The following is a 12,213-nucleotide window of genomic DNA, read 5'->3' as shown; positions in this document are numbered from 1 at the left end:
GGTCACGGCGTGGTGCGGCATGTTCGACAGTTTCATAGTGTTTCGGTGGTTATAGCGTGAGGGAAACGCCCGGTTACATTCCGAACCCGGAAGCTAAGCCTTACAGCGCCGATGGTACTGCAGGGGGACCCTGTGGGAGAGTAGGACGCCGCCGAACAAATTTTAGGAAAGGCCCACGCCGTATGGCGTGGGCCTTTCTGCGTTTTGTGGACTGCGCACGGGCCCTTCCGAAGAAGGGCCCGGAATTCCACTGCAATTACAAGCGTCCCGCTGTCTTGAGCGCCAGGTAGGCGTCTGCGAGGGCCGGCGGCAAGTCTTCCGGTGTCGCGTCGACGACCGTGACGCCGTGTCGGCGGAGTTGGTCTGCCGTGCGGTTGCGTTCGTTCTGGGCTTGGGCGGCGGCTGCGGCTTCGTAGACGGCGTCCGTGTTCCCGCGGGCTGTCGCCATGCGGGCGATGTGAGGGTCGGCGACAGACGCGAGCAGAACTGTGTGGCGCTGGGTGAGCTGAGAGAGGACGGGGAGCAGGCCCTCCTCGATGGGGGCCGCGTCCAGGGTGGTGAGCAGCACGATCAGGGAGTGGCGGGGTGCCGTACGGAGAGCCGTCGCCGTAAGGCCTCGAGCGTCCGTTTCGATCAACTCGGGTTCGAGTGTGGCCATCGCGTTGACCAGGGAGGGCAGGACATCGCCTGCTGTGCGGCCTTGGACCAGGGCGCGTACGCGGCGGTCGTAGGCCAGGAGGTCCACGCGGTCGCCGGCTCGCGAGGCGAGGGCGGCCAGGAGGAGCGCCGCGTCCATGGAGGCGTCGAGGCGCGGAGCGTCGCCGACTCGTCCGGCTGACGTTCGGCCGGTGTCCAGGACGAGGAGGATGTGGCGGTCACGTTCGGGGCGCCAGGTGCGTACCGCGACGGTGGACTGGCGGGCTGTCGCGCGCCAGTCGATGGAGCGGGTGTCGTCGCCGGGGACGTACTCGCGCAGGCTGTCGAATTCTGTGCCTTCGCCTCGGGTGAGGACGCTGGTGCGGCCGTCGAGTTCGCGCAGGCGGGCCAGTTTGGAGGGCAGGTGCTTGCGGCTCGTGAACGGGGGGAGCACCCGGACCGTCCAGGGAACTTTGTGGGTGCTCTGGCGGGAGAAGAGGCCCAGGGGACCGTAGGAGCGGATGGTCACGCGGTCCGCCTGGCGGTCGCCTCGGCGGGTGGGGCGTAGGCGCGTGGTGAGGCGGCGGCGTTCGCCGGAGGGGATCGTCACGCGGTGACGGGAGGCCGCCACCTCCGTGCCCGGCTGCCAGCTGCTGGGAGGCCAGGCGTCGCGGACGTGGGCGCGGAGGGGGCGGCTGGACGGGTTGGTGATCGTGAGGGTGACGTCGGCCGTTTCGCCCAGGCGCGCGGACGTGTCGCCGGAGCGCGCGAGGCGCAGGCGGCGTACTGGTGCTGCCAGGGCGAAGTCGCAGGCGCAGGCCGCCATCAAGGGGGCGTTGACCGCGAGGATGCCCGTCCAGCTGGGCTCCCAGATGCCTACGGGGAGGGAGCCCAGGGCCGCGAGGAGTGCGGCGCGTCCGGTGAGTGCCATCAGCGGGGGACGGGGACGTGGGCGAGGATCGCGTTGATCACGGAGTCGGCGGTGACGCCTTCCATCTCGGCCTCGGGGCGGAGTTGTACGCGGTGCCGGAGGGTGGGCAGGGCCAGGGCCTTCACGTCGTCGGGGATGACGTAGTCGCGGCCGGTGAGCCAGGCCCAGGCGCGGGCGGTGGCGAGGAGGGCCGTGGCGCCGCGGGGGGAGACGCCCAGGGTCAGGGACGGCGATTCCCGGGTGGCGCGGCAGATGTCGACGACGTAGGCCGTGATCTCGGGGGAGACCGTCGTCTTGGCCACTGCCGCGCGTGCTGCTTCCAGGTCGGCCGGGCCTGCTACGGGGCGTACGCCGGCGGCGCGGAGGTCGCGCGGGTTGAAGCCCTCGGCGTGACGGGTGAGGACGTCGATCTCGTCCTGGCGTGAGGGGAGCGGGATCGTGAGCTTGAGGAGGAAACGGTCCAGCTGGGCCTCGGGAAGGGGGTAGGTGCCCTCGTACTCGACCGGGTTCTGGGTCGCGGCGACCAGGAAGGGGTCCGGGAGCAGGCGCGGGGTGCCGTCGACGGTGACCTGGCGTTCCTCCATGGCCTCCAGGAGGGACGACTGGGTCTTCGGCGGGGTGCGGTTGATCTCGTCCGCGAGGAGGAGGTTGGTGAAGACCGGGCCGGGCTGGAAGGAGAACTCGGCGGAGCGGGTGTCGTAGACGAGGGAGCCCGTCACATCGCTCGGCATGAGGTCGGGGGTGAACTGGACGCGCTTGGTGTCGAGTTCGAGTGCCGATGCGAGGGCGCGGACGAGCAACGTTTTGGCGACCCCGGGGACTCCTTCTAGTAGTACGTGTCCGCGGCAGAGGAGGGCGACGACGAGGCCGGTCACGGCGGGGTCCTGGCCGACCACGGCTTTGGCGATCTCGGCGCGCAGGGCTTCCAGGGATGCGCGGGCGGTGCCCGGGTCCCCGGTGCTCCCGGCGTTGTCAGTGGTCGGGTCCATCATGGACGGCGTACCTCTCTTTCGAGGGCGTCGAGTTGGTCGGCGAGGGAGATGAGTGCCGCGTCGTCGCCGGGCGGCGGGCCGAAGAGGAGGGTAGGCAGGTTCTGTCCGTCTCCGTGGCCGTGGAGGTGGGCGGACAGGGCGGGGAGCAGGGCCTCGGGCGCGTGCGCCTGGGAGACGGGGACGCCGACAAGGGGGGCGAGGCGCGTGCGGGTGGTGGAGCGAAGAGCGGCGGCCGCGCGGTCGCGGGCGTTCGCCTTGCGGTAGAGGCGGGCGCGGCCTTCGACGGTTTCGGAGGCGCGGATCGCCACGGGGAGTTTTTCGGGCACCAGGGGGCCCAGTCGGCGTGCCCGCCAGAGGGCGGCCAGGCCGGCGGCGATGAAGAGCTGGAGTGTGCCCCAGACCCAGCCCGAGGGGAGCAGGTCGAAGAAGCTGCGTTCGTCGTCCTCGTCGGCGGCCGACGTGTCGGAGAGTGAGGGGAGGTACCAGACCAAATGGGCGCGGGAGCCGAGGAGTTGGAGGGCGAGGGAGGCGTTGCCCTGCTCGTCGAGGCGTTCGTTGTAGAGGATGTCGGGCGCGCCGAGGACGACGGTGTCGCCGTCCCCGGTGGACTCCGGGACGCGCAGCAGGGTGGCCAGGCGCTCGCTGGGGTAGCACTCGTCGGCGTTGAGGTGGGTCGTGCTGTAGCGGATGCCGCCGAGGTCCGCGGTGCCGGCGCGTTGGGCTGCGGGCAGGGCGCAGTCGGGGGCGAGTTCCGAGTCGAGGCTCGTGGCGGGGTCCGCGGTGACCCCGGGGACGAGGCGTTCGACCGACGAGCTGCCGGGTGCGACGAGGACGGTGCGACCGCCGGTTTCCGTGACGGCCGAGCGGAACCAGGACTGTTGACGTTGCGTCAGCAGGTCGGGAGCGGCGACCAGGACGGTCGTGTCGGCGGCGGACGCGGCGCGTGCCTCGTCCAGGGTGGTGACGACGCGGGTGTCCACGCCGCGGTCGGCGAGGAGTTCGGCGACGGCGCGGCTGCCCTTGGGGTCGGCGGAGCGCGGGTCGAGGGCGCCGTGGCGGGCGTCCGAGCGGATCGTGGCGATCACCACGGCGGCCGTCAGCAGGAGCACGACGGCGAGGGCGATGCCTCGCGCGCGGGTCCACAGCTGGCGCGGGGTGGGCGAGGCCGACGTGGAGGGGAGCGTGGCCTCGGGGGTCATTCGGCGGCTCCCTGGCGGGCGTTGTGCGCCGTGCTGGGGGCACTGCTCGCGAGTTGGGGCTTGGTGTGCTCCAGGTCGCGGTCGAGTTCCGCGATGCGCTCGTACGCCTGCGGGGTCGCGGTCCGGCCGCCGTACGTCACGTCGTCGAAGTCACGGGCCGCGGCGCGCAGCCGGTCCGTGTGGGCGGGCAGGGAGCGGCCCGCTTCGGCGGCGGCCTCGTCCGCGGTGCGGCCCGGTCGGACGTCGAGGAGTGCGCGTTCCTCCAGGGAGCGGACGATGGCGCGCATCCGTTCCTGGACGGCCTGGTTCCAGTGGCCCTGGGCGGCGTGGGCCTCGGCGGCGGAGCGGTGTTCGGCGGCGCTGCGGGCGCGGTCGTCGAACAGGGCGGCGGAGGAGGTGGGTTGGCGGCGTGGGGTGCCCAGGCGCCACCAGAGCGCGCCGATCACCGCCGCGATGACCAGGATGACGACCACCAGGCCGAGCGGCCCTCCGGGCGTCACGGTGGAGGCACTGCTGAACAGGTCCTCGACCCAGTCCCAGAAGGTGTCCAGGGCGCGCTGGAACCAGCTGGGTTCGTTCTCGTGGTACATGCTCTTGGACAGCTCGCGCCGGGCGGCTTCCCGTGCGGGGTCGCGCGGGATCGTCAGGGGCGGCTCGTCGTCGGAGCGCGCGAGCAGCGACAGCACGGATGCGTCGGCGGAGCGCGACAGTGTCGTTACGGATGTGTCGGCGGCGCCGAGCACCGAGCGGACGAGTGCGTCGCCGGTGCCGAGCAAGGTGCGTGCGGCCGTGTCCGGCAGTGCTGACGCTGTTGTGAGAACTCCCCCCGTGAAGCCCACCCGTTCAGCTCCCCGGAGTGTTGGTGCCGTAGTCCTGGACGCCGGCTGCGCGGGCCAGTTCGAGGTCGAGGGCCTCACGGCGGATGCGCTGGTCGATGTAGAGCAGGACGGTGACGCCGGCCGTGATCGGGAAGGTGATCATGGAGCCGATCACCGAGCCGATGCCGCTGACGATGAGGAAGGTCCAGCCGAGATCGGTGGTGCCGTCCAGGATGTTGGCGCCCGCGTCGCCGCTGAGGGCGGCGGCGAGGAACGTGAAGGGGATGACGACGATCGCCGCGACGATGTTCGCGATGATCGTGGCCAGCAGCTGGATGCCGAAGACTCGCCACCAGGAGCCACGGACCAGCTTGGCGGAGCGGCTCAGTGCCTTGACGATGCCCTGCTTCTCCAGCATCAGCGCCGGGGAGGCGAGGGAGAAGCGGAACCACAGCCACAGCGCGACGACGAAGCCGCCGGTGACGCCGAGGATGGTGAGCGCCACGCCGGCGCCGCCGGAGCCGGTGGCGGCCACGAGGATGCCCGGCAGGGCACCTGCGAAGACCACGCCGAAGGTCATGAGCAGCAGCAGGAGGAGCAGCCCGAACAGGCGCGGGACCTGGGGGCGGGCGTCTCGCCAGGCCTCGCGGGTGGTCACCGACTTGCCCAGTACCGCGCGGCTGGTGACCGTCGTCAGCAGGGCCGTCGCCACGATCGCGCCGATCATCGAGATCAGGAAGATCACGCTGGAGCTGAGCATGGCGTCGCCCATGGCGCGGGTCAGCTCGTCGAGGCTGGCGTTCGGGTCGTCGAGGGCGGCGGTGCTGGTGCGGTCGTTCAGGACGAAGCCCTGAAGCAGGATGACCAGGATCTCCGTCACGATCGCGACGGTCAGGGAGATGCCGAGGACCGTGCGCCAGTAGGTGCGCATGGTGGAGACCGCGCCGTCGAGGATCTCGCCGACGCCGAGCGGGCGCAGCGGGATCACGCCGGGCTTGGCCGCGGGCGGAGGTCCGCCCCAGCCGCCTCCCCAGCCGCCGTATCCGCCGGGACCGTATCCGGGGTGGCCGCCTGCGGGGCCGCCGGGTCCGGCGGGCGGGGCGCCCCAGCCCGGACCGGGCGGTGGCGGCGGTGGGGTCTGGCCGGGCGCCGGTGCCCCGGTCGGGGCGGACCACTGGCCGGGTGGCGGCTGCTCCTTGGACCACTTCGGGCCGGGGCCCTGTGGGTCCGCTCCCGGCTGCTGCGCGGGGTCGGGACGGTCTGCGGGCTCGGCAGGACCGGAGGCGCCGGGTTCCTGGCCGTCGGACGGGGCGGATCCGGGCGAGGCCCAGCCCGGAGTGTCTTTCATCGTCGCTCCTTCACGGTGCCCGTCCGCGGTCGCGGCGGCAGGTTGGCAGCCATCGTGCCATGGGGTGGTCGAATGGGTACCGGCCGCGGTATGGGCTGCGCACCTTCAATTGTCCGCCGTACAAGGGGCAGACTGACCGTATGGCTGATCAGCACGCGCAATCCGGCGAGGACAGCAGGCCGATCGAGATTCCGGCGATCCGATGGGACGAACCACCAGAAGGCCCCGTACTGGTCCTACTCGACCAGACGCGGCTGCCGGCAGAGGAGGTCGAGCTCGTCTGCACGGATGCGTCCGCGCTGGTGGAGGCGATCCGTTCGCTCGCGGTGCGCGGGGCGCCGCTGCTCGGGATCGCCGGGGCGTACGGCGTCGCGCTCGCCGCCGCGCGCGGCTTCGACGTGGACGCTGCCGCGGACTCGCTGGCGGGCGCCCGGCCCACGGCGGTGAACCTCGCCCTCGGAGTGCGGCGGGCCCAGGACGCGTATCGGGCCGAGCTCGCCGGCAGTGGGGACGTCGAGCAGGCGGCCGCGGCGGCGCTGGGTGCGGCGCGGGCGCTGCACAAGGAGGACGCCGAGGCCAGCGCACGGATGGCCGAGCGCGGGCTGGCGCTCCTGGACGAGCTGTTGCCCGGTGGCGGGCACCGCATCCTCACGCACTGCAACAGCGGAGCGCTGGTGTCGGGCGGGGAGGGCACGGCGTTCGCGGTGGCGCTCGCGGCGCACCGGGTCGGGCAGCTCAGGCGGCTGTGGGTGGACGAGACGCGGCCTCTGCTGCAAGGGGCACGGCTGACGGCGTACGAGGCGGCGCGCAACGGGATGGCGTACACGCTGCTCACCGACAACGCGGCGGGCTCGCTGTTCGCCTCCGGTGAGGTGGACGCGGTGCTCATCGGGGCGGACCGGATCGCGGCCGACGGATCGGTGGCGAACAAGGTGGGGAGTTATCCGCTCGCGGTGCTCGCGCGCTATCACCATGTGCCGTTCATCGTGGTGGCGCCGCTGACGACGGTGGATCAGGGCACGTCGGACGGGGCGTCCATCGAGGTCGAGCAGCGGCCCGGGTTCGAGGTGACCGAGTTCGCCGCGCCTCTGGCGCCGGTGGCGGGCGGGGAGCCGGGAGGCGGGATTCCGGTGGCGCCGCTGGGGACGCAGGCGTACAACCCGGCGTTCGATGTGACGCCGCCGGAGCTGGTGACAGCGATCGTCACGGAGGAAGGGGTCGTGTCGCCGGTGACGGCCGAGGCGCTGGCCGAGTTGTGCGCCAGGTCGCGGCAGGTGACGCAGACGTTGTGAAGTAGAGGCTGGAACCAGTCGGGCGGGCAGAGGGGGACAGACCCGCCCAAAGGTGACGCCCTGTGACGGAACTGAGGGCAGACAGTGGCGACCGGCTACGACTAAGGTCACTGGCCGGTGACCTATCTCACCACTGCCTTCGCCACTGTTATGAGAATGGGATGATGTCGTTTATGAAGGGACGAGTCCTTGTCGTCGACGACGACACCGCACTGGCCGAGATGCTCGGCATTGTGCTGCGTGGTGAAGGTTTTGAGCCGTCTTTCGTAGCCGACGGCGACAAGGCGCTGGCCGCATTCCGCGAGACCAAGCCTGATCTGGTGCTGCTGGACCTGATGCTTCCCGGGCGGGACGGCATCGAGGTGTGCCGCCTGATCAGGGCGGAGTCCGGAGTGCCGATCGTGATGCTCACGGCGAAGAGCGACACCGTCGATGTCGTCGTGGGCCTGGAGTCCGGCGCCGACGACTACATCGTGAAGCCGTTCAAGCCGAAGGAGCTCGTCGCCCGGATCCGGGCGCGCCTGCGGAGGTCCGAGGAGCCCGCGCCGGAGCAGCTCGCCATCGGTGACCTGGTCATCGACGTGGCCGGGCACTCCGTGAAGCGGGACGGCCAGTCGATCGCGCTGACGCCCCTGGAGTTCGACCTGCTGGTCGCCCTGGCGCGCAAGCCGTGGCAGGTCTTCACGCGTGAGGTGCTCCTCGAGCAGGTGTGGGGCTACCGGCACGCCGCCGACACCCGGCTGGTCAACGTGCATGTGCAGCGGCTGCGCTCCAAGGTCGAGAAGGACCCGGAGCGGCCGGAGATCGTGGTGACCGTCCGTGGCGTCGGCTACAAGGCAGGGCCGAGCTGACATGACCGGAGACAGTGCCGCTGGGGCCCCCGGTCGGACCGGGTCCCGCCCGGAGCGGCCTGTCGGCCGGAAGTCGGCGGGCTCCCGCTGGAGCCGGCTTTTCGAGGGCGGGCTGCTGCAGGGCGGAGTCCAGGGCAGCCCCGTCCTTCGGCTCGTGCTGCGCTGGATGCGCCGGCCGCTGCTGCCCGTCATGCGGCTGTGGCGGCGCAACATCCAGCTCAAGGTCGTCGCCACCACCCTGCTGATGTCGCTCGGCGTCGTCCTGCTGCTGGGCTTCGTCGTCATCGGGCAGGTGCGCAACGGCCTGCTGGACGCCAAGGTGAAGGCCTCCCAGAGCCAGGCCGCGGGCGGGTTCGCGGCGGCCAAGAAGAGCTCCGACGAGGCCGCCGCCGGTACCGCGGACGACGGCGCGGCGACCGGTGAGCGTTCCGAGCAGAACGTCATCCAGTGGATGAGCGACCTGGTCTCCTCGCTCTCCAGTGGTGGTCAGGGCGCCTTCGACGTGGTGACCCTGCCGGCCTCCGCGGGCGGTGACACCGGTGGACGCGGTCCGCGAGCTTCCGGTGACGTCAACCCGACGGGGAGCGTGCCCGAGGATCTGCGGGAGCGGATCGACAGCAGTACGGGGGCGTTCCAGAGCTACACCCGCATCATCTACAACCCCACCGCCGACAAGGAGTCCCAGCCGGCGCTGGTCATCGGCAAGCAGGTCAACGACCCCAACGGCGACCCGTACCAGCTGTACTACCTCTTCCCGCTCACGCAGGAGGAGAAGTCGCTGAGCCTGGTCAAGGGGACGCTGGCCACCGCCGGTCTCTTCGTCGTCGTACTGCTCGGGGCCATCGCCTGGCTCGTGGTGCGTCAGGTCGTCACGCCGGTGCGGATGGCCGCCGGGATCGCCGAGCGGCTGTCGGCCGGGCGGCTCCAGGAGCGGATGAAGGTCACCGGCGAGGACGACATCGCGCGGCTCGGCGAGGCCTTCAACAAGATGGCGCAGAACCTTCAGCTGAAGATCCAGCAGCTGGAGGACCTGTCGCGGATGCAGCGGCGGTTCGTGTCCGACGTGTCGCATGAGCTGCGGACGCCGTTGACGACCGTACGGATGGCGGCCGACGTCATCCACGAGGCCCGCGAGGACTTCGACCCGGTGACCGCGCGCTCGGCGGAGCTGCTGGCCGACCAGCTGGACCGTTTCGAGTCGCTGCTCGCCGATCTGCTGGAGATCAGCCGCTTCGACGCGGGCGCCGCGGCACTGGAGGCCGAGCCGATCGACCTGCGGGAGGTCGTCCGGCGCGTCGTCAGCGGGGCCGAGCCGCTCGCCGAGCGCAAGGGCACGCACATACGCGTCGTCGGTGACCAGCAGCCCGTGGTCGCCGAGGCGGACGCCCGGCGGGTCGAGCGTGTGCTGCGCAACCTCGTGGTCAACGCCGTCGAGCACGGCGAGGGCAGGGATGTCGTCGTCAAGCTCGCGTCGGCGGGCGGGGCGGTCGCGGTCGCGGTGCGTGACTACGGCGTCGGGCTCAAACCCGGTGAGGCGACGCGCGTCTTCAGCCGCTTCTGGCGGGCGGACCCGGCACGCGCGCGTACGACGGGCGGTACGGGTCTGGGGCTGTCCATCGCGCTGGAGGACGCGCGGCTGCACGGCGGCTGGCTCCAGGCGTGGGGCGAGCCCGGTGGCGGTTCGCAGTTCCGGCTGACGCTGCCGAGGACGGCGGACGAGCCGCTGAGGGGCTCGCCGATACCCCTGGAGCCCAAGGACTCGCGGCGCAACCGCGGACTCGATGACGCCGGCCTGCCGCGCGGCGGGGGTGAGAAGGCCGCCACGGTGCCGGCTCAGCACAATGGCGATCAGGCGGCCGCGATGCCGTCGAGGGACCCCATAGCCCCGCGCCTGGGTGCCTCCTCGGCCCCCAAGGCCGATCCGACGGCGCTGCCCGGCAACGGCGCACGAGTGGTGCCCCGGCCGGCATCGGGCGCACGGCGCCAGGGCGAGGAGCCCGAGACGCAGGGGCCGCCGCGCGAGGAAGCCGGGCACACCGAGGAGTCGAGCAAGCATGGGGAGGCATCTCGTGGGCGCTGACCGCGAGGGGGGCGCCCGGCGCAGGCCGGGGCGCGCGGCGGCGTACGTCGTCTGTGGCGCCGTACTGCTGGCGGGGTGCGCCTCGATGCCCGACAGCGGTGATCTGCGAGGCGTGGAGTCCACGCCGCGGCAGGAGGCCCAGGTGCGGGTCTTCGCGATGCCGCCGCACGAGGATGCTTCGTCGTCGGAGATCGTGTCGGGCTTCCTGGAGGCCCTGACCAGCGACGATCCGAACTACGAGATCGCGCGCAAGTACCTGACGAAGGAAGCGTCGGACAACTGGCGGCCCCTGCTGTCCACGATGGTGCTCGCCGACGGACCGGCGGCCGACGTGGATCGGGTGGGAGGCCGGGAGGAGACCGACAACCTCTCGTACCGGCTGACCGGCGCCAAGGTCGCCACGGTGGACGCGCAGCAGTCGTACGCGCCCGCCAGCGGCGACTACAGCGAGGCGATGCACCTCACGCGGGACAAGAAGACCAAGCAGTGGCGCATCGACGTGCCGCCGAGCGGTGTCGTCATGGGCAAGTCGGACTTCCAGCGCAACTACATGTCCGTCGACAAGTACTACTTCGCCACGAACACCACGCTCGGGACCTCCCCGCACACGGCGGCCGTCGCGGACCCGGTCTTCGTGCGCCGCAACGTCGACCCCATGACGCAGACCGTGCGCTCCCTGCTGAAGGGGCCCACCAGCTGGCTCAATCCGGTGGTCCGGTCGAGCTTCCCCACCGGTACGGCGCTGCAGAAGGACGTCACGACGCTGACGACCGACGATCAGAACCGGCTGACGGTGCGGTTGAACGACAAGGCCGCGCACGTGGGGCCGACCAAGTGCAACGAGATGGCGGCCCAGCTGCTGTTCACCCTGCAGAACCTCACGCCCACCGTGGACGGGGTCGTGCTGCGGGCGGGTGGCCGACAGCTGTGCGCGCTGGCCGAGGACGAGGCGGAGGCCGTCGCCGCGCGCGGGTCCGTGGAACGCGCGGACTATCTGTACCTCCTCGACGACAAGCACCGGCTGGTCCGGCTGGACGCGGCCACCAACGACACGAACCCCGACCCCGTGCCGGGAGCGCTGGGCGAGGGCGAGACGCAGCTGAAGTCGGTGGGGGTGTCGCGTGACGAGGACATGGCGGCCGGCGTCGGACTCGACGGCAAGAACCTCTACGTCGGGGCACTCGTGTCGGGCGGACCGCTCGGCGACCCCGAGCTGACCAGCGCCGGCGCCACGGCGGACGAACGGCTCTCGGCGCCCAGCTGGGACGCCCAGGGCGATCTGTGGATCGCCGACCGCGATCCCGACAACTCCCGGCTGCTCCTGCTGAAGGAGGGCGTGGGCGACCCGGTGACCGTGAACATGCCGGCCGGTCTGGAGGGACGCATCGAGTCCGTACGGGTGGCCGCCGACGGTGTCCGGATCGCGCTCGTGGTGAAGCAGGGCGAGAAGTCGTCGCTGCTGATCGGGCGGATCGAGCGGGGTGACGACGGCAGGTCGGGCGACCGGTCGGCCGTCTCGGTGCGCGAACTGCGGTCCGCCACGCCCGCGTTGGAGGAGGTCTCGGCCATGTCGTGGGCCGGTGACAGCCGGCTCGTCGTGGTGGGACGGGAGAAGGGCGGCGTGCAGACCATGCGGTACGTGCAGGTCGACGGCTCCACCCCGGAGGGCCCGGCGCCCGCGGCGCTCAGCGGCGTCAAGGAGATCACCGCGTCCGAGGACGCACGGCTGCCGCTGGTCGGCTACTCGGAGGACGGGATCGTACGGCTGCCGTCCGGTGCGCAGTGGCAGAAGGTCGTGACGGACGGGGCGGCGCCGGTCTATCCGGGGTGAGGTTTCGTCCCAAGCCCGCCGTCGGAGGGTGACGGTGGTGAGCATGGCGGCCGCTTTCGGCCGGAGTCCCGCTCCGGCCGAAAGCGGCCGTTTCAGTTCTCCGGCCTATTCGGGTGGCATTCGGTGCCAGGCCACTTGCATTCGGCGGTCAGGGAATCCGGCACGGCTCCGGTACGGGGCCGGAATGGGCGCCCGAGTAAGAGGCCGCGGAGTTTTCCACAGGGAGTTATCCACA

General features: G+C 71.5%; 9 protein-coding genes and 1 rRNA gene. 5 read left to right on the top strand and 5 right to left on the bottom strand.

The genetic code is table 11. The features are described 5' to 3' along the window. The first annotated feature begins 41 nt into the window (after positions 1-41). Positions 42-157: ribosomal RNA gene (rrf, locus tag ACGFW6_RS42170) — 5S ribosomal RNA — on the top strand. Between the two features lie 99 nt (positions 158-256). Here the strand turns inward: rrf and ACGFW6_RS42165 are convergent. From ACGFW6_RS42165 to ACGFW6_RS42145, 5 genes are all read right to left on the bottom strand, one after another. Then, on the bottom strand, positions 257-1,567 hold the full coding sequence (locus tag ACGFW6_RS42165; RefSeq protein WP_393522179.1) for a DUF58 domain-containing protein: 1,311 nt from the start codon (positions 1,565-1,567) through the stop codon (positions 257-259). Then, positions 1,567-2,556: an AAA family ATPase gene (locus ACGFW6_RS42160; RefSeq protein ID WP_393522177.1), complete on the bottom strand. Its 990-nt coding sequence runs from the start codon at positions 2,554-2,556 to the stop codon at positions 1,567-1,569. Before ACGFW6_RS42160 ends, ACGFW6_RS42165 begins: the two co-directional genes overlap by 1 nt. After that, positions 2,556-3,758 carry a DUF4350 domain-containing protein gene (locus ACGFW6_RS42155; RefSeq protein ID WP_393522174.1) on the bottom strand — a complete coding sequence of 401 codons (1,203 nt, stop codon included), beginning with the start codon at positions 3,756-3,758 and terminating at the stop codon, positions 2,556-2,558. Before ACGFW6_RS42155 ends, ACGFW6_RS42160 begins: the two co-directional genes overlap by 1 nt. Continuing rightward, the gene (locus tag ACGFW6_RS42150; RefSeq protein WP_393522190.1) at positions 3,755-4,501 is read right to left on the bottom strand and encodes a DUF4129 domain-containing protein; all 747 of its coding nucleotides are present in this window, start codon (positions 4,499-4,501) and stop codon (positions 3,755-3,757) included. Before ACGFW6_RS42150 ends, ACGFW6_RS42155 begins: the two co-directional genes overlap by 4 nt. Before the next feature lie 100 nt (positions 4,502-4,601). Continuing rightward, on the bottom strand, positions 4,602-5,924 hold the full coding sequence (locus tag ACGFW6_RS42145) for a glycerophosphoryl diester phosphodiesterase membrane domain-containing protein (RefSeq protein WP_393522172.1): 1,323 nt from the start codon (positions 5,922-5,924) through the stop codon (positions 4,602-4,604). 140 nt (positions 5,925-6,064) lie between these two features. On the opposite strand from ACGFW6_RS42145, the gene mtnA reads away from it, so the two are divergent. From mtnA to ACGFW6_RS42125, 4 genes are all read left to right on the top strand, one after another. Next, positions 6,065-7,216: an S-methyl-5-thioribose-1-phosphate isomerase gene (gene mtnA / locus ACGFW6_RS42140; protein ID WP_393522169.1), complete on the top strand. Its 1,152-nt coding sequence runs from the start codon at positions 6,065-6,067 to the stop codon at positions 7,214-7,216. Positions 7,217-7,377: 161 nt separating this feature from the next. Further along, positions 7,378-8,067, top strand: coding sequence for a two-component system response regulator MtrA (gene mtrA / locus ACGFW6_RS42135; RefSeq protein WP_015659998.1), 690 nt, complete (start codon positions 7,378-7,380; stop codon positions 8,065-8,067). A gap of 1 nt (position 8,068) precedes the next feature. Continuing rightward, the gene (gene mtrB / locus ACGFW6_RS42130; protein ID WP_393522166.1) at positions 8,069-10,147 is read left to right on the top strand and encodes an MtrAB system histidine kinase MtrB; all 2,079 of its coding nucleotides are present in this window, start codon (positions 8,069-8,071) and stop codon (positions 10,145-10,147) included. After that, complete coding sequence (locus ACGFW6_RS42125; RefSeq protein ID WP_393522188.1) at positions 10,137-11,978, top strand: LpqB family beta-propeller domain-containing protein; 1,842 nt, start codon at positions 10,137-10,139, stop codon at positions 11,976-11,978. The genes mtrB and ACGFW6_RS42125 overlap by 11 nt, the downstream gene beginning before the upstream one ends. The last annotated feature ends 235 nt before the right edge of the window (positions 11,979-12,213 follow it).

Source organism: Streptomyces sp. Y7, from assembly GCF_043195415.1.
Taxonomy (GTDB): Bacteria; Actinomycetota; Actinomycetes; order Streptomycetales; family Streptomycetaceae; genus Streptomyces.
The sequence above is the reverse complement of the archived record's forward strand: the minus strand, read 5'-3'. Positions and strand labels throughout refer to the sequence as shown.

Coding starts and splice junctions, on each gene's coding strand:
- ACGFW6_RS42165 (WP_393522179.1), bottom strand. CDS start 1,567: ATGGCACTCACCGGACGCGCCGCACTCCTCGCGGCCCTGGGCTCCCTC.
- ACGFW6_RS42160 (WP_393522177.1), bottom strand. CDS start 2,556: ATGGACCCGACCACTGACAACGCCGGGAGCACCGGGGACCCGGGCACC.
- ACGFW6_RS42155 (WP_393522174.1), bottom strand. CDS start 3,758: ATGACCCCCGAGGCCACGCTCCCCTCCACGTCGGCCTCGCCCACCCCG.
- ACGFW6_RS42145 (WP_393522172.1), bottom strand. CDS start 5,924: ATGAAAGACACTCCGGGCTGGGCCTCGCCCGGATCCGCCCCGTCCGAC.
- mtnA (WP_393522169.1), top strand. CDS start 6,065: ATGGCTGATCAGCACGCGCAATCCGGCGAGGACAGCAGGCCGATCGAG.
- mtrA (WP_015659998.1), top strand. CDS start 7,378: ATGATGTCGTTTATGAAGGGACGAGTCCTTGTCGTCGACGACGACACC.
- mtrB (WP_393522166.1), top strand. CDS start 8,069: ATGACCGGAGACAGTGCCGCTGGGGCCCCCGGTCGGACCGGGTCCCGC.